Annotated in this window: 15 protein-coding genes and 1 other RNA gene; 14 read left to right on the forward strand and 2 right to left on the reverse strand. The window is 45.2% G+C overall.

What is annotated here, in order from left to right; all coding sequences use genetic code 11:
* The 9 genes from QY318_02270 to QY318_02310 all read left to right on the forward strand — a co-directional run bounded on the left by QY318_02270 (position 1) and on the right by QY318_02310 (position 12818).
* Entirely contained in the window at positions 1-6942 is a 6942-nt protein-coding gene (locus QY318_02270) for a PKD domain-containing protein (protein WKZ31564.1), read from the forward strand.
* A gap of 108 nt (positions 6943-7050) precedes the next feature.
* Positions 7051-7461: a hypothetical protein gene (locus QY318_02275; protein WKZ31565.1), complete on the forward strand. Its 411-nt coding sequence runs from the start codon at positions 7051-7053 to the stop codon at positions 7459-7461.
* A gap of 27 nt (positions 7462-7488) precedes the next feature.
* A complete protein-coding gene (locus QY318_02280; GenBank protein ID WKZ31566.1) occupies positions 7489-8013 on the forward strand; it encodes a CYTH domain-containing protein in 525 nt (174 codons plus the stop codon).
* Positions 8014-8760: a TrmH family RNA methyltransferase gene (locus tag QY318_02285; protein WKZ31567.1), complete on the forward strand. Its 747-nt coding sequence runs from the start codon at positions 8014-8016 to the stop codon at positions 8758-8760.
* Positions 8761-8933: 173 nt separating this feature from the next.
* Entirely contained in the window at positions 8934-9464 is a 531-nt protein-coding gene (locus QY318_02290; protein ID WKZ31568.1) for an ImmA/IrrE family metallo-endopeptidase, read from the forward strand.
* A 12-nt stretch (positions 9465-9476) separates the two neighbouring features.
* A complete protein-coding gene (locus tag QY318_02295) occupies positions 9477-9959 on the forward strand; it encodes a hypothetical protein (GenBank protein ID WKZ31569.1) in 483 nt (160 codons plus the stop codon).
* A 55-nt stretch (positions 9960-10014) separates the two neighbouring features.
* A complete protein-coding gene (locus tag QY318_02300) occupies positions 10015-10992 on the forward strand; it encodes a hypothetical protein (GenBank protein WKZ31570.1) in 978 nt (325 codons plus the stop codon).
* 260 nt (positions 10993-11252) lie between these two features.
* Positions 11253-12101, forward strand: coding sequence for a DNA glycosylase (locus tag QY318_02305; GenBank protein ID WKZ31571.1), 849 nt, complete (start codon positions 11253-11255; stop codon positions 12099-12101).
* A 303-nt stretch (positions 12102-12404) separates the two neighbouring features.
* Positions 12405-12818: a PIN domain-containing protein gene (locus tag QY318_02310; protein WKZ30659.1), complete on the forward strand. Its 414-nt coding sequence runs from the start codon at positions 12405-12407 to the stop codon at positions 12816-12818.
* Here QY318_02310 and QY318_02315 read toward each other — a convergent pair.
* Positions 12815-13405, reverse strand: coding sequence for a hypothetical protein (locus QY318_02315; GenBank protein ID WKZ30660.1), 591 nt, complete (start codon positions 13403-13405; stop codon positions 12815-12817). The genes QY318_02310 and QY318_02315 overlap by 4 nt on opposite strands.
* 84 nt (positions 13406-13489) lie before the next feature.
* On the opposite strand from QY318_02315, the gene ssrA reads away from it, so the two are divergent.
* The 4 genes from ssrA to QY318_02335 all read left to right on the forward strand — a co-directional run bounded on the left by ssrA (position 13490) and on the right by QY318_02335 (position 15747).
* Positions 13490-13921: a transfer-messenger RNA gene (ssrA, locus tag QY318_02320) on the forward strand.
* 152 nt (positions 13922-14073) lie between these two features.
* Positions 14074-14328: a GIY-YIG nuclease family protein gene (locus tag QY318_02325; protein ID WKZ31575.1), complete on the forward strand. Its 255-nt coding sequence runs from the start codon at positions 14074-14076 to the stop codon at positions 14326-14328.
* Positions 14329-14347: 19 nt separating this feature from the next.
* Complete coding sequence (locus QY318_02330) at positions 14348-15220, forward strand: alpha/beta hydrolase (GenBank protein WKZ30661.1); 873 nt, start codon at positions 14348-14350, stop codon at positions 15218-15220.
* Between the two features lie 89 nt (positions 15221-15309).
* On the forward strand, positions 15310-15747 hold the full coding sequence (locus QY318_02335; GenBank protein ID WKZ30662.1) for an NUDIX domain-containing protein: 438 nt from the start codon (positions 15310-15312) through the stop codon (positions 15745-15747).
* Position 15748: 1 nt separating this feature from the next.
* Here QY318_02335 and QY318_02340 read toward each other — a convergent pair whose 3' ends face one another.
* Complete coding sequence (locus QY318_02340) at positions 15749-16198, reverse strand: hypothetical protein (GenBank protein WKZ30663.1); 450 nt, start codon at positions 16196-16198, stop codon at positions 15749-15751.
* A gap of 158 nt (positions 16199-16356) precedes the next feature.
* Here QY318_02340 and QY318_02345 point away from each other — a divergent pair, with 158 nt between their 5' ends.
* Positions 16357-16929 (forward strand): hypothetical protein, encoded by a 573-nt coding sequence (locus QY318_02345; protein WKZ30664.1) that lies wholly within the window; start codon positions 16357-16359, stop codon positions 16927-16929.
* Positions 16930-17235: the final 306 nt, after the last annotated feature.

Here is a 17235-nt window from a genome sequence, read left to right on the forward strand (position 1 = left end):
ATGGAAAAGCTTATAATGGTCAACAAACTGTTGAAGAATCGAAAAATCCAGCTTCTGATTGCTGTCCTGCTCGTGGTAACGCTAGGGGGTGTTCTACTTACCCAATCAAGGATTAATTCAAATTTTATCAGATCAACTTTAGGACTAAATAACCCTAGCGAGGAGGGTGAATCTAACAGTGACGACACCCAAAGTGGTGTAGTTCAGCCCGATGCTGAGCCAGTGCCTTCTGGGGTACCAAATTCAGATTCAGGCAATAGCAGTGGCCGTGGAGAGAGCGGTCCAGAGGGTGCTCCTGTAGATATACCAAACGATGTACCGCAGGCCAACAATACATTTGCCGTCACCAGTATGAACGAGGCGGTGTCTATTACTCTTAGCTACGTTGATTACAAAGAGGGCTCATCAGGCGCAAACAGAATATTCAATATTACGGGTAACCCATCTAATGGTAGCCTCTCCGGCACAGGCTCAACAAGAACTTATACTCCGAGTAGCAATTTCTCAGGTACCGACACGGTTACATGGACTGTATCTGACGGTACATACACCTCGACCCCGGGAACGGTGAAAATTGTAGTGCAAGATGAAACATATACCGATGGCTGGTATACAGTCGGGGCTAATTCTCAACGAACATCGTGGGTTGGAGAAAGCGTTACAAACTCAACTGGTATGCTTTGGTATACACCGGTTCAAGCATATATAACGCAACATACGCAAATAATTGCCAGCGATGGGAAGCTTTTCATCAGTACTGCTAAGGGCTTGTATGCTTTAGATGCTACAACAGGCTTGGTTGCATGGAAGTTTAATACCGAGATGCCGATTGGCAATTCGCCAACGGTATTTGACGACGTAGTATATGTCGGTGGATATGATAAAAAGTTATATGCACTGGATGTCTCAACTGGTACACAGCTGTCATCGGGTAGCTGGCCTTTTGCTGACGCTACTGCCGGGTACAGCGCCAATCCGCTAGTTATCCGAGATTCACACACAAACAACCAGACGGTAATAATAGCTCCAAATCGAGATGGATATGTATACTTTATCGGTGGGAAGAATCATCCGAACGAAGGCGATTCATTCCGTACAATAAATATCGGTGCTCCGATGTCATTTTCACCGGCCTATAAAGATGGGATCGTCTACTTTGCGGCTCAAGATAACTATGCCTATGCATACAATGTCTCAACTGGTGCACAGATCTGGAAATCGCCCAAGCTAAGAGGTGATGGATTTCAATCTTACTTTCCAGTCATTTATGATGACATGCTTTTCCTGAGCCGTGCTCATGATGAAGTTTATGAAGATACTGGAAATCGTGTAAGCTGCACATGGAATGTAAATGAGGACAACCCAGGAACTGTCGCTCCGGGGAAAATGCTCGGGACAATTACCACTCCGTCAAATTGGAGCAATGGCAACCCAATAACTTCATTTGGTAATACGCTTCTTGAGTGCTTGGAAGATAACATCAATAATGCAAACCCATCTGCTGGCGGGCATCAGCACAAGAGTCATATACGAGGCTATATAGTGCTTGATATGGATAACGGCACGGAAGTGAGGATGTGGGATCATGATAGCGATGGATTCTTGGAGTATTTCCCAGCGATCATGGATGGCACGGGGTCGGGTAACAGACAGCCCGGTCTTGTTGACCCCGGAGGAAATCTTTTCTATTCAACCCAGTCTGCTTTATGTTGCTCAGATGCGAAGGGAATGATCTACGGCTGGGATAAAGATTATCCGTATAATTTCTCAATGACAGCTGGGTATCCGTCAAATTTCGCATTTCGCGGTAATACCTCTGTGGATCCAAATGGCGATACGATGACCTATTCATGGAATTTTGATGATGGGACTACATCTACTTCGCAAAATCCAAGCAAGGGGTACAAGCCGGTAAAGCATACGTACAATGTCACACTCACAGTGACTGACTCACAGGGTAATTCCTCAACAGATACACAGATGCTCAAAGTCCCGTACGACCCCAGTGAAAATCAGTATCCGATCGCAAGATTCACAGCCAATAGCTATTCTGGCAGCGCTCCACTAAATGTAAGTTTTAACGGCTCAACCTCTTGGGATCCTCTAAACACAAACGCACTTACATATGCTTGGGACTTTAACGGTGATGCTATAACTGACTCGACTGCCTCGGCACCTTCATATAACTTCTCATCAAATGGGACGTACAATGTAACGCTAACTGTAACCGATCCCGAAGGACTTACAGACACCGCTACAGGTAGGATAGTTGTGGGCAGTAGCCCGGGTAATCAACCTCCATGGGCGCGAATAAATATGCTATTTACAGGCATTACTTGGCAAGGAGCTGGTTGGCATGCTATGGCTGAGCCTCAAGCGCTTTCTGGGGGTGGGAATGTAATATACCGCAATCTTTGCTGCGATCGAATCGGCGACTGGTCTTCAATATACAATTCGAGCAACCTACCTAGGCAATCTGGAACATTATGGGACTACAATAATTCGCTTAATTTACAAACAGACGATGGCTATCTTGCATATTGGCAACGATATCCGTTTACATCAGGTCTTTACAATTGGTACCAAGGCTATGAGGATGAATATGTCGACAACTCCTATGATGAATATACATATGTCGCGACAAACGGTATCTATAACAACCATGGAGACCAGAATCCAATCATTCCGTATAATGGCAGGCTTTATGTCCACCGCGGAAATACCATCATCGCTTTTGGCCCGGGTGGCGGATCTGCTACTGAAAATCCACATGTTACAGCTGTGGATGTTGAGACTACTACGGCTGTAAATACTTCAGCATTGCAGATCAAGCTCGAGACTGAAGTCGCTAAAATACTCAATGTATACGACTCACTTGGCAAGGTTGGGAACGCAAGGTTCTTGAGACCAGGCGATTACACTATGTCACAGTGGAGTTATGAAAGTATCGTTGGTGAATATTTCCAAAATCCTGCAGACAACATTGTGACATTGATAAGGGCTTACCCCCATGTATCCGAGCCGTTGCAATTGAGGCTTAGCAACTACCTTCAAGACTACTACACTGCTTATTTTGCTACGAATACATATACCGATGTCGGATGGATTGAAGGCTCGGAAAGAGAGGCTTTTGCACTTGCCGATGATTTCCAAGCAAGCATCAATGCGAATGCAGCCTCGTTAAGATCAGCAATAACTACTCAGCGAACAACTTTCCCGCAAAGGAATATATATGCAATGTATAAATACGCAAAATGGCTCGATGATACAGAGGTAGGCGACTCTCAGGATATTCTTGACGTCTATAATGATGCCAGAGCGAGAATTCGCTATCCGTTTAGCTATATGAACTCTCTAGGGTGTGTAAACGGAGCGACTGGGATTTCATACAATGTGTCAATACCGATATGGCACTACTACGGAGAACACCCGTATGAGCTAAATCAGGATCTTGCAGGGTACTACGGATTTAGAGAACTACAGATATTAGCAGGTCAAACAAATGACTCGCAGTATCCCGCAGCAAATATCCAGAGTCAATTGGATGCTCTCATCCAGCACAAGAAGGATACATTTACACGCGGTAGCTGGTGGATAGACAACAGTTATGTACCAGGTGCAATGCCCTGTCTTCCAACTGAAACCAGAAACTACCAGAAAAAGGAGTTTGATGTATCACGTAACTTCGTATGGATGGTCCCTGAAATGGCTACCTATCTCAAAGGAAATATTGAGATGAAGGAAGCAATCCATGAATATGACATCGTTGGGGCATATTGGTTTGCTTCAAAGTATGAAGGAATGGTAGGAGAGGGGGTTCGGTCCGCACTGTTCAATTATGAAGGGATGTTCAAAGCGAAGGCTTATATTGAAGGATCAACAGCATCTGATCTATACGAGTATCTTGACACCCCTGCATTCGCTGTCGGTGATATGTTCTATATTGATAACATTATTACAGTCTTGGAGACGAATAATACGATTCCAGGCTCTAATTCTGCTCCCCAAGTCGATGCAGGTGGTACATTTAGTGCTGCTATAAACAGGGAGTATAAGCTTGAAGGATATGCTACTGACGATGGTCTGCCAAATTACCCAGGCACGGCTACCTTTACCTGGAGCAAGCAAAGCGGTCCGGGTACAGTTACTTTCTCAAATATAAATGATGCTGATAGCAAGGTTACCTTTGATCAGCAAGGTACCTATGTACTACGCTTAACTGTGTCTGACAGTGCTGTCACGGCATATGATGATGTGACTGTAAATGTTGATAATATCCCACCTGTAGCAAGCTTTACTGCAACTCCTACTGGTGGCTTCATACCGTTGCTTATACAATTTGACGCATCTGGATCTGTAGATAGTGATGGATCTGTTGTCTCGTACGCATGGGAGTTCGGTGATGGTGGTGTCGGCAGTGGGGTTACCACCTCACGTACATATAATCACATTGACGATTTCACAGTGCGTTTGACAATCACTGATGACGATGGGGCGACACATACAACTACTTCAATAGTATCACCTACCGATGTTGGCTATCCAACATCAGTATTCACTGTAAGTCCGACGACAAGCGGTACTGCTCCATTCTCAATTAATGTTGATGGAACCGGATCATATGACACAGGAGGCTCAATCGCTTCATATCAGTGGAGGTGGGGTGACGGTGAGTCTGCAGGCTCGGGCTCGACCTCCTCTCACACCTACACCATTCCGGGGACATATCTACTTGAATTGGTCGTAACAGATAATCAAGGTATTCAAGATTCATCGTCGACTGTAATAACTGTCACACAGGGCGGAGGAGGTGGCAATCAGTCGCCTAACGCAAGCTTTACAGCTAATCCACAATCGGGGACGGCACCTCTTACTGTAACAGTGAATGGTGGTGGATCCACTGATGGTGACGGAACGATATCAAGCTACTCATGGAACTGGGGAGATGGTACATCCAATGGAACTGGAGCTAGCACCACTCATCAATATACAAATGCTGGGACGTATACAATTACCTTAACAGTAACAGATAATGGCGGAGCTACAGATACAGCTGCAATAAGTATTACTGTGAACAACGCCGGTAATCAGCTCCCAAATGCCAGTTTTACTACAAACCCGCAAAGTGGTACAGCCCCACTTGAAGTATTGGTGAATGGTAGTGGTTCAACAGATAGTGATGGGACAATTGTAAGCTATTCATGGAATTGGGGTGATGGAACATCTAACGGAAGCGGGGTAAATGCAAGCCACGAATACGCAGACCCTGGTAGTTATACAATAACATTGACAGTTACGGATAACGGAGGTGCCACAGATACGGCAACGACGAACGTTACCGCAACCTCAACCACTGGTGAAAATATGCATCCCACAGCACAAGCATACTTTGCCAATTACAGCACCACAAATAATCGCACCGTATTTACCGGCACCCGTTCATTTGATCCAGATGGGACTATTGTCACAAAAGAGTGGGACTTTAACAATGATGGGACATTTGATGCAACTGGGAACTCGGTAAACTTCACAACAACGGTTGACGGAACATATGTTGTCACGCTGAAAGTGACCGACGATGATGGTGGGGAGGATATAGACACGCTCACATTTATTCGGAACTCTGTTGGTGGTCATCTATACTACCCGATAGCCAACTATGATATCTCCTCTGCGGCCAATTCAACTCTGGACTATGGGCAATTGGTTAATGGCTCTGTGACGATGAACTTTATGCATCACCCTTATTCAGGTGATATGTTGCAAACAACTTCGCCTTGGGTACCGTCTTCAGCCAGAATTACCTTGTACGAGTGGGATTTTAATGGAGATGGTGTCTATGATGTGTCAACAAGCTCTACTGCGACGCGAACATATACTTACACTGGTGTTGGGGTTTACAATGTAAAGCTGAGAGTGACCGCTATCGACGGTGAGCAAGATGTGACAGACGGAACCGTATATATTGTAGGTGATAATAACCCTCCAGTTGCTAGCTTCATTGCATCCCCGACCAGCGGCTCTTCACCACTTACGGTCTCTGTTAACGGTACTGGTTCAGCTGATAGTGATGGCAGCATTTCTAGCTATAGCTGGAACTGGGGTGATGGCACACCAAACGGGAGTGGCAGTACTACTACCCATCAGTACACGAACCCAGGAACATATACGATAACTTTAACCGTTACAGACAATGCCGGGGGTATAGGCACGGACTCTGAAGGTATAATTGTCTCAGATAGCAATATTTCTCCGACTTCATCCTTCCGCGTAAACCAGCGTGCTGGGCTTGTGCCTTTCATCGTGACATTTAATGGATCCAGCTCTTCTGATAGCGATGGGACAATTGTAAACTATTCATGGAATTGGGGCGATGGAACCTCTAATGGAAGCGGTGCTCAGGCGACGCATACCTTCACAACTGTTGGGTCATTTAGTGTAGTTCTGACAGTAACCGACAATAATGGTGCGACCTCCACAAGCCGTTTCAATATCTCAACCTGTGCGGTGGTTAATGCATCGCAGGCAAGGTTTAGATGGTGGGAGTTACGCGATAGCTTCGAATACAGTGGCCCGATTATGAACTGCGGTCCGGTACAGGCATCTGGAGATATACGGAGTCAGGGTGCCGTAAACCCTGTGCTAAAGTATGCTGAGGACAATGGGATGAAGGTGGTAATCACTGAAAATGGCAGCATTGGACTGCCCTCCGAGCTCACCCTGGGTAAAGCGACACAGGAGCATGAGCTTATACGGGATGTGATAGCCAGAAATAACTCGGGTATTGATCCTGCGGGTGGAGTGGTGTCAGGAGTAGATTATGGAAGTTTGAATAGTCATGATTTGGCTGTTGGGCTACCGCTGGATTATTCTAATTTCTACCCAGTGCTGCTAAATTCTACCAACAGTGCATTCTTCCTAAATGCGGTCGGGAAGCAGTAGCGCTCAGACCCTTATCGTTCGGAGCACAATCGGTCAGACCTTAAGTGCTCAGACCCGATCGGGTCTGAGCGAGAGTTGCCGAGCCTTTAGGTATGATACAATTGCATTATGAATTCAGAAGAAAAAGAACTCTCTAGGGTGATAGAGGTTATTAAGGTGGTTGGATATATAATTGCCTTCTTGCCTATTACTTTGTCGATATGGGTTTTCCATCACAATCGAGTACTGATCCAGAACGGCGAGGTATCTGGCATGAGCGGTATAGAGATAGCACAGCCTCTGTACGAGCAGTGGCAGCAGGTGAGGTCTGTTGGCTACCTCCTGCTTATCTCGCTCGCCATACTGATCGGTGTAATTTGGGGTATCGCCCGTACCAACCGCAATAAAAGCATGGATAGCATAGCAATCATGTTTTACACCGATGTTTTAATATCAGCATTTCTCCTCACATTCTCATTTGCTATAGGTGGCTACTTAACAGACCTCTATTTGATATTATTAGAGGTGACGGGAGGTTGAGGTGCTAATTAGATCAAGTCTACAAACATGCAGGAAAGGACAGAATTCAAAATCTTGGAAGTCGATCGCCAATGGATAGCCGGTGTGCTCGCAAAAAGCGGCGCTAAGCTGATATTTGAAGGCGAAATTGTAACAACTTATTTCGATAAGCCAAGTGAAAATCTTGTGAGGTCTGGTCGAAGGCTCAGGCTACGAAAGAAGGCTGATGTTGCAACTCTTTCACTCCGAGATAAATATCTGGAAAGTTTAAAGGGCTTTGTGCATGAGGTAGAGGTTGAAGTTAGCAACTACGACGAGATGCTCAAGATGTTAAAGACTCTCGGATATCAGGAATTTAAAGTATTCTCAAAGTATCGATACGACTATGAAGTGGATGATGTTGTGGTTTCATTTGATAAATACCAGGGCGATTACGATAAAATTCCTGAGTTTATGACTATCGAGGCGGATGATGAAGATGAGGTGTATGAATGGGCAGAAAGGCTTGGATATGCGAAGAAGGATTGTGTGGCAATTTCTATCATTGACCTAATCAATAAGTATCACAAGTAGATGTCATTTGAAAATCGCGGATCACCCAAACTAAAGCCATACCTGAAGAAACTGGACTACTCATATGCATTAGGGATTGAACCTACCCTCGATCTGATGAAGCACCAGCCCGACCGGGTTATGAAAGTGCTTTTCCGCGACGGAGCAGATGAAAACGAGCCTGGTTGGAGAGATGTAATGAAATTCTGCGTGGAAAATAGGATTGAGTATGAGTTCAACTACAAGGCGATCGATAAGATTTCGTATATCAAGACCACTTCAGTAATTGGGATTTATCATAAGTATCAGCCCGAATTAGACCCTTCGCACAATCATGTGGTGCTAGTTAACCCTATGAATATGGGAAATATCGGCACTGTGATGCGTAGTATGGCGGCATTTGGATTTCATGATCTCGCAATAATCCGCCCTGGGGTAGATATCTTTGACCCGAAGGCGGTTCGTGGGTCGATGGGGGCATTTTTTCAGCATCGGTTTGAGTATTTCGAGGACTTTGAGGCGTACTCGACGCGGTTTGGTGGACATGCGCTCTATCCATTTGTGCTGGGTGGATCGGCAAATCTTGTTGAGGTTGGAATTAAGTCGCCATATGCGCTGATTTTTGGTAATGAAACGAATGGACTTGGTGATGAGTATAAGCAGGTGGGTACACCGGTTTATATACCTCATTCTGTGAATGTGGAATCGCTCAATCTTTCTGTGGCCGCCTCTGTAGCGATGTTTACCCTGTACTCGAGGGCTATATAGAATGGGGCGTCCCGGAACCGGGACGCCCTGGTTGGGTCAGCCCTAAACTGCTCAGACCCTCCGACCACCCGACCACTTGCTTCGCAAGTGGGTCGGGCGAGTGGTCGGAGGGTCTGAGCTCTTAATCTCGGAGCAACACTGGGCTGACCTGCTGAAGTGGAGTATACTTAAGGATGTCTGACAACAATCACTCTTACACATTGGATCAGATCGAGGAGCTCGCCACAAAGGTGCGTGAGCGATTTAATATACCCAGCAGCAATTTCGTAGATGTAACTGAACTAGCCGACTCGCTCGGTTATGATGTATATGATGCAGAATTCGAGGTAGACGATATTGTCAGCACCCTGTGCGATGAAGATGACGAGGGCGAAAAGACAATCTATGTAAATCAGAAGCTCGACGAGTCAGAAAAGCGCTTTAATATTGCCAATCAGGTCGCACATGTCGTGTTAAATCACCACGCTTCCCTCCAGTCAAACGAGTATCTTGTCGAGTATCGCCCAAGGTATAAAGGGGTCTCCGACACACTCCAATATGGTGAGAAAATGCAGGCTATACTATTGGCGGCAGCTATCTTATTGCCGCATGATCTCGTAGTAAGTGCCTGGGGAAAATATAAAAATGTGGACATTATCGCAGAATACTTTAAAGTGCCGAAAAAGCTTGCAGTCGTACGCCTTGACGCATTGGGGTTAATATAAGAGTGTAAATATATGGCAGAAACTAGTGGGGAAACAAAGAGAGAAAAGCAGAAGGTAGCCGAGAAGATATTGCCACAGATACGCGATGAGGTCATGGCTGTTGCGACTGAACAGTCGGCTCCAACTCCAGTAGCACCTCCGCTACCAGTTGTGAATAAAACGAAGCGTACCAACGACCTTCAATATTTCCAGGAGGATTTCTCGAAATATCTACGAAGCATCATCCAGCTCCGCGACAAGTATGCTAACCGTCTTTATGCACTGCTGGTTTTTGAGATTGCGGTAATGTTTTTGTTTGTAATGTTGGCAGGGCTTGGGGTGCTCGAGCTAGAGCAGTGGCTGGTGCTGATTGTGGCGGAGTCGATAATCGTGAAAACATTTCTCACAATACAGATTATTGTAAAGAATCTATTCCCGAACAAAAATCTGCTAGAATTGCTTATACAGGGCAGCGGTAGAAGTGTGTCGGAAGGGACATCTGAATCGGAAGAGTGAGCTCTTCGGGCTGAAAGTATGGGGCAGGGTAGTCAATAAGTTTAGTTATGGGAAAATGTACAACGACCCAGCAATCGCAAATCTTCTCGAGCCAACTGGCACGCAGGCATCACCAGGTGAGCCAGCCAATTCTCGTGATATTGCCAAATTTTTCATTAAACGCGGCTATGAAGTAATGGGCATCAACCAGATATGGAAAAGCGTCACCGGCCACCTAAAGAAAGATGGTGTTGAGTACTATCTTAAGTTGGCGAACAGCGGTGCAAGCTCCGAGCTTATCAAAAACGAGATCTCCTGGAATGAGACAATTCACAAATTAGCCACAGAAAAAGGCTTCGACAGGCTTATCGTCCCAGGGATAGAGGATCAAGGTGAATATGAGGGTAGTGTATTTTTCTTGACCAAGTACTACTTTGGCACACCGCTAGCCAATAAGAACTATACAAAAGTCGGGGATATAGCCAAGTATGCGGACACAATTATCGACATTGCGCACCTGATAAATGATGGTGGAGTTGTACCTCTATCGATTGATAGTCAGCACAAGCAGAAAGATGGCTTAAAAGAGCATGAGATGCAAGGCTTCCTCAATGTGGCAAAAGGGTATGCTGCCGAGATAAAAGAGAATGATATGGCACCGTTACTAGCTATTGTCGATGAATACCAGAAGGCATTTGACTTCTCGCTCTGTCACAATTCGTTTGAGCCAAAAGAGATGATTCCAGAGGGTGACAAGATTGTTCTGATCGATGCAGAGCAGGCGAGCGCATATTCGCCGAAGTATTACGACATTGCATACTTCTTTACCAAGACTTATGTCGCTGGAAGATTGCCCGACGTAGCAAAGGATCTTATACGTAAGTTTAAAGAGAAGCTCAGCGATGATGAGAAATCTGCCTTCGATGGGCTGGTGCGTCCGTCAATTGCGCTAAGCGCCATTCACTGCTTCCTCAAATCTGAGCAGGATGGCAACCACTTCTTCGAGTATCACAACAAATTCTTAGAAGAATTTAAAGCAGGTCTTCCATACTAGTCTGATGGTAGACCCCGCCTATTTAAACTAGATTGTTCTGCCGACGCACTGTGTTGTCTATTCTGCTTTTGCAGAGGTATTTGTGTGAAAGGTGGATTATAGGTTTGAGATTGGGGAGCTTTTTCATTAAAATTCTTGAATAGGGACTCTTCAGCTATAGAATACTCCGGGATAAAAGCCGGAGTTTTCTTTTAGGTAAACAAGATGATGATGGTGAAATTTACTATCTGTTCGAAAAGGTCATCGAGCGTTAAAAATTAATGAACCAGACCCCGATACAGAATTACAATTTACAATCCACCCTGCTTGGTGGGCAATCTTTCGGCTGGGATAAGGTCGGGGAGTGGTTTTACGGCTTCACTACCGAGGGTGCTGCAAAGTTAAAAATTCATGAAGATAATCTTATCTGGCAGACATATCCTGTAAGCGACAATTGGGAATGGCTGAGCAATTATCTAGGCTTGAGCCGAAATTATGAAAAGATCATTAAATTGATCGCAAAAGATGAGCACTTGATTGCCGCGATCGAAGCCTATCCAGGATTGAGACTGTTAGAACAGCCTTTTGAAGACACTCTGGTTGGCTTTATCTGCTCATCCACCAAAAGCATTCCAGGAATCAGGCAGTGTGTTCGGCTAATGGCATCACGTTATGGAGAGAAAGTAGTTATTAATGATGAATATTTTAATGAAATTTCACTCTTTCCGAAATTAGAGCGACTTCATGAAATCTCAGAAGCTGAATTGCGCGAGTCAAAGGTAGGCTTCAGGGCGAAATACCTGAAAGCAGCAGCTGAGCAGATGGTAGACCATGATCTATCAGGAGAAATTACCAAAAGCGGGACAGCCTCCCAAGCACGTGAAAAATTAATGAAAATCCCAGGAGTAGGGGATAAAGTGGCCGACTGCGTGCTCGTTTATGGGCTGCAATTTCATGAAGTCACACCGTTTGATATCTGGGGGCAGCGTTTTGTGCAGAAGTATTACGGACTACCTGAAAATGCGAAGTATTCACAGATGCGAGAGTGGTCGGAGAGCTATCTTGGGGAGTATGCGGGTTGGGCTGGGCAGTTTCTTTTTGAGTATATTCGGAATATTGATTGGAGGTGAGGGCATATTGTATTAGCATTGACGGGTACCTATTAATATGCTACGATACCTAATGCTAATATATACGTCATAATACTGTGGAGTTAGCTACAAGCATAACAAGTCAGGGACAAGTAACGATTCCCGTAAGTATCAGAAGGCATTTGGGATTAAGGCCATCTGATAAGGTCGAGTTCCTAAAAGAGAATGGTAGAGTCTATATAAAGCCATCAAAGGACTTTCTGCAGCTTAAGGGCACTCTAAAAAGTAAGCGCAAGTATACAGATTCTGAATTAGATAAGTTGATACTTGAACAGGTCGCCCATGAGCAGAAGAAAAAAGTCGCTAATCGACACTAACATTCTCCTTCGCTTTCTCACTCAAGATGTTAAAAGTCAGGCAGATGCAGCCGAGAGACTTTTCGAGAGCAGTGAGGATGGGTCACTGTTCATACCGGATCTCGTAGTTGCCGAAATTGTCTTCATTCTCCAATCTTCCGCTTACGGGAAAGATAGAGGTGAGATCGCTCAAATCATAAGTGGTATCGCTAATTTCAAGAAATTTGACCTAGACAGGACGCTTATACTTAGGTCAATTGACATCTACCAATCCAGCGCGCTGTCGTTTACCGATTCATATATTGTTGCACACGCCCAGTTGGGCAGAAATGATACTGTGTATACATTTGATCGTAAGATGCACAGGTCGGAGCCTTCGAGTGTAAAGATTCCAAGCTAGCTCGTGATCGTATAGTGGTCGTACTTATATCCACTATGATCCTCAGCCGGTATAGTAAGCAATCTCAGGTAGAGCCAAAATAGTTGTACAAATACCGCTCCTGTGTACCTATCTAGTTCTTTGATTATATCTTGATATAGTGAAAGCTCGTCAGGAGAGAGTGGCTGACACGGGTTAGCCAGTGCAAATTCCTGAACCTTAAGCCAGTGAGTGAACCGTATTCGTTCTTCCTCAAACCGCTGCTTGTCAAATTGTCCGGGTAACAAGTGATGAAGTCCACACTCACCGATAATTCTTTTTGCATCTTCAACCTGCTCAGCGAAGTGAGGAAAGCTCATCCAAACTGAAAAAGCATCGTTCGCTTGTACCGTATCAGGGTCAATACATTCGGCGCGAAAGCCTAAATTGTTTATCACTAAATTTTCGTTCTTGATCTGCCATATACAGAACATCAAAGCAGCGTCACCATCAGATAATAAATGCTCATAACATTGATGTCCTACCAATTCCAACCTCAAAGCCCATAAAACTTCGTCGGCTGGGTTCTTAGGCAATGCAGATTTCAGGAAGCTTTGTTCATCTCCCATGTCTAAATATCACTTATCTATATGTCCCCACATACATATGAAGCTGTCAATTTTACACCAAAAATGGTATAATAGCACTGTTATGGGGACGTAAGGCTTCGACAGGAGTATTACGTTCAGAGCCACAAGTGGAGGCTCCAGCTCTGTAAAACTGGAAACGACTGTAAGTGTCGAAAAACTATCAAACGCTTTCAATAAAGTAGTTGCGTTCGTTCAGAACCCTATGGGTGCTGTTCAGCCTAACTATATGTTTGCGTAAGCAAGCATTTGAAGGTCTAGCCCTGAGGGGCTGGCAATCTTGATTTCTCCTCCCGCTGAGGAATCCTGATTGGTCATTAGCGGGATATAGCCTGGTTTGTGATAACTGCGTATCAGGCCGACCACAAAAGTCAGTTGTGCGGCCGCTCTGTTCCGCTAACCTAATAGGCGCGGCTTTAAAAACAGGTTAGCTACACTTGTACAATGGTTCTGTACTTAGCTTCTTGGACGTGGGTTCAATTCCCACCGTCTCCACCATTCTTCGCTAAAGCTTCGAATGGTCTCGCCTATGGCGAGCCATGAGAAGGTTTACTGAAGAATGGGTGCACTCCATAGCTCGGAGAGCGAAGGAGTGCAGTTTTCAAAAAATTCACGAACTTTTAATAAGTGTGGCATACAATGATTACAGTATGCGTTACTATGTGTATATCCTAAGAAGTGAGAACTACCCTGATAAAACCTATGTGGGTTACACATCCGACTTAAGGCGTAGACTTTATAGACACAATGGCGGATTTGTCGCCTCTACCCAACGATTCCTACCATGGAGGCTTGAGACATATATTTCATTTAGTGATAGGCTGATGGCCATGAGATTTGAGAGGTACTTAAAGACAGGTTCTGGTATAGCATTCAAGAGAAAACGATTCTCAAAAAGTAGGTAAGTCCTGCTATAATCCAAATATGCAAATCATCCGCACAAAGACCAAAGACGGAATACACTACGAAGGAATACTCACAGGCGATCCAGCCACCTCCGACTCAATAATCATCCACATCCACGGCATGGCCGGAAGCCCAACCCTCAACCAATACTACACAGAAATGTATAAAGATTACCCAGCAGCCGGCTGGCATTTCCTCGCCGTGACACACAGAGGTACTGGAGTCGCAACCGAATTCACAACTGACGATGGCGCTACAGTTCTTGGTAACGCATATGAAAAATTCGAAGATTGTATTCATGATATTGAAGCCTGGGTAAACAAAGCAGCCGAGATGGGTTACAAAAGGATCTGGCTTCAATCCCACAGCCTTGGACCAACGAAAGTAGCCTACTATCTGAGCCAGACAAAAGACCCGAGAATAGAGGGTGCTATATTTATTAGCCCGTCAGACATGGTGGGCCTCATAAAGTCAGGCAACGAGAGTGAGAATTACAAGGCGATGATCAGTGAAGCAAATGATCTTGTAAAGCAGGGCAAGGGTGATCAGCTGCTTAGCCAAGATATATGGGGATTGGAGAAGCTATCGGCAGATACCTACCTCAATTTCTTCGCAGAGGGTTCGAATCTAGGTGTATTTAACTATAACGGACCAGCTGACGGATGGGGCGTAGTAAACTCACTCACTTTACCGGTGCTTGCGATAGTTGGGACTGCTGATGTGGGTGTTGTTGAGTCAAAAAACCCGCATGAGGCGATGAAGCAGCTTGAGGGTGAGTTGAAGAATTCGCCAAGGGTGAAGACGATAGTGTATGAAGGGGCTGATCATAGCTTTGATGGTTTTGGTGGTCGGATTGTGGAAGATGTTTTGGAGTTTGTTAATCAGTCTTAATGGCTACTGGATTGCTACTGCCAGAATCTCTCCGATCCACTAAAAACTGAACTGATGTATAATCCAATATCATTTTACCCACCAACCCCATGACACAAGAAAGAAACAAAATATTCGCTGCCGTCTACCTCATACTCCTCAGAGACAAGAAAGTCGCAATGATCAGGCGATACAACACAGGATACCAAGATGGGAATTTCACACTACCTTCAGGCCATATCGATGCAGGTGAGTCTGCCATTGCAGCAACCCTCAGGGAAGCAAAAGAAGAAACAGGCGTAGATGTTCAGCCTGAAACACTCAATCTCGCACATCTCATCCATAGAAACTCCACGGACAGAGTGTATGCCGATTTCTATTTCGTCACTGAGAGTTGGGATGGTGAGCCAGTGAATAACGAGCCCGAGAAAGCTGATCGGCTAGAATGGTTTGACCTCAATGATCTGCCGCAGAATATTATCCCGGATGTGAAGACGGCTATTGAGCTGTTTAGCAAGGGGGATAATTACTCGGAGTTTGGGTGGTAGTCTACCCCTGCCCCCAATCCAACAAATCCGTAAACCTCAAGTAATACCCAAACGGATCCTCCATCCGAAAATCATACCAAACATGCTCATGATCCCTCTTCTCCTTCATCTCCTGCACCACAAATTTCCCAAGCACACCCTGAACCTCACCATACTTCTTCCTCACATCCTTCACTGGCACAGTTAGCTCAACACCATACCCCCTCTTCGTATCCCTCGGAAAATTCTTAAAATATGACTGATCATACACCTTCTCATCCCCACCATAGAAAGCTAGTAGGGTATCCCCAGCCGGATCTTTATGAACCATCGTCAAATATCCGCAATACTCCTCTGTAATCGGGTCTTCAACAGCGATCTTGAAACCTAGCTTGCCATAGAAATCTTTGGCGACATTGAAATCGGGTATATGGAGCTCGAGGAGGAGGTTGTTGTTGAGTGGTTTGTTCATGGTTAATTATAGGCTGAAAAGTCGATCATTTCCATCGAACGTGCTCATCTTCTCTCATGATCAACGGTCGATTTGTATTTCGGCTATGGGCGTCGCTATTTTAGTTGTTGCGTGCTATAATCGGTAACTGCTATAGGCTAAGCTAAGCACAAGGAAATATGACTATTTTTACCGGTTTGAACAAGAACGTATCTGAAAAGGTGGGGCTTGTGGGTCGAGAGGTTTTCTCACAGATAGGTTCTGATGACTACTACAGAAAAGGTAAGATCAATTCTAACCAAGGAGACTGGTACTTCCAGTATAAAGCAGGGCGATCTGCCGGAAAAGGCATAAAGCTACAGAGAGTGGTAAACGATGTGCCTAGATTAGGTGCGCGTGAAATTACTGATCGTAAAGAGCTGGTATTCAATACGGCGACTGGAAGAGTAACTATGGGAACTGCGCAGGTGTACACAAGATCGTCCAATGGGGATCGCGAGGTACACCCACGAGTATATTGCTTATCCTTGTATGAAATGGATGTATGCATAGGCCAGTATAGGTGCGGCTTTGATTCGACAGAACAGGAGTGGGCAGCGACCTTATCAGACGGATCAGTCAGTGCTGATGATGTACGAGCTGTGTTATTACCGTTCTGGGATGAGCATGGTTGGTTGGTGCTTGTAACTCCACACATGCAGGAAGCTGACCAATCTATTGCTTCATTGCTCAAGCACGAGCAGTATCGCTAGTCGGAGAGTGTCAGACATCGAGAGAACTTTATTAGGATTTAATACGGACACCTCTTCGGCAAAACCCCAACCGCCTGTCTCGGTGCCAAAATCTCATCACTCCGCTGATCAGGTACCGGTGTGCGAATATTTCAGGTACCATGATACCCATGCTGCGCCGTGCGAGAATGCAATCGTATGCTCTCCATCACACAGCTGGAATGTATTCTCAGCTAACATCACTGTGGTGCCGAATCTCGTCCTGATCACAGCTATAACCAACTGACTCGCGAGAAATGCGTCTCCGTTACCATCAGATCGACTCCT

This window comes from Candidatus Dojkabacteria bacterium (assembly GCA_030583845.1).
Lineage (GTDB): Bacteria > Patescibacteriota > Dojkabacteria > SC72 > JAHDCA01.

Excerpts from the sequence above, each read along its gene's own strand:
- QY318_02315 (WKZ30660.1), bottom strand. The coding sequence starts at position 13,405 with ATGGGAGATGAACAAAGCTTCCTGAAATCTGCATTGCCTAAGAACCCA.
- QY318_02270 (WKZ31564.1), top strand. The coding sequence starts at position 1 with ATGGAAAAGCTTATAATGGTCAACAAACTGTTGAAGAATCGAAAAATC.
- QY318_02275 (WKZ31565.1), top strand. The coding sequence starts at position 7,051 with ATGAATTCAGAAGAAAAAGAACTCTCTAGGGTGATAGAGGTTATTAAG.
- QY318_02345 (WKZ30664.1), top strand. The coding sequence starts at position 16,357 with ATGACTATTTTTACCGGTTTGAACAAGAACGTATCTGAAAAGGTGGGG.
- QY318_02330 (WKZ30661.1), top strand. The coding sequence starts at position 14,348 with ATGCAAATCATCCGCACAAAGACCAAAGACGGAATACACTACGAAGGA.
- QY318_02335 (WKZ30662.1), top strand. The coding sequence starts at position 15,310 with ATGACACAAGAAAGAAACAAAATATTCGCTGCCGTCTACCTCATACTC.
- QY318_02305 (WKZ31571.1), top strand. The coding sequence starts at position 11,253 with ATGAACCAGACCCCGATACAGAATTACAATTTACAATCCACCCTGCTT.
- QY318_02290 (WKZ31568.1), top strand. The coding sequence starts at position 8,934 with ATGTCTGACAACAATCACTCTTACACATTGGATCAGATCGAGGAGCTC.
- QY318_02300 (WKZ31570.1), top strand. The coding sequence starts at position 10,015 with ATGTACAACGACCCAGCAATCGCAAATCTTCTCGAGCCAACTGGCACG.
- QY318_02325 (WKZ31575.1), top strand. The coding sequence starts at position 14,074 with ATGCGTTACTATGTGTATATCCTAAGAAGTGAGAACTACCCTGATAAA.
- QY318_02280 (WKZ31566.1), top strand. The coding sequence starts at position 7,489 with ATGCAGGAAAGGACAGAATTCAAAATCTTGGAAGTCGATCGCCAATGG.
- QY318_02295 (WKZ31569.1), top strand. The coding sequence starts at position 9,477 with ATGGCAGAAACTAGTGGGGAAACAAAGAGAGAAAAGCAGAAGGTAGCC.
- QY318_02310 (WKZ30659.1), top strand. The coding sequence starts at position 12,405 with ATGAGCAGAAGAAAAAAGTCGCTAATCGACACTAACATTCTCCTTCGC.
- QY318_02285 (WKZ31567.1), top strand. The coding sequence starts at position 8,014 with ATGTCATTTGAAAATCGCGGATCACCCAAACTAAAGCCATACCTGAAG.
- QY318_02340 (WKZ30663.1), bottom strand. The coding sequence starts at position 16,198 with ATGAACAAACCACTCAACAACAACCTCCTCCTCGAGCTCCATATACCC.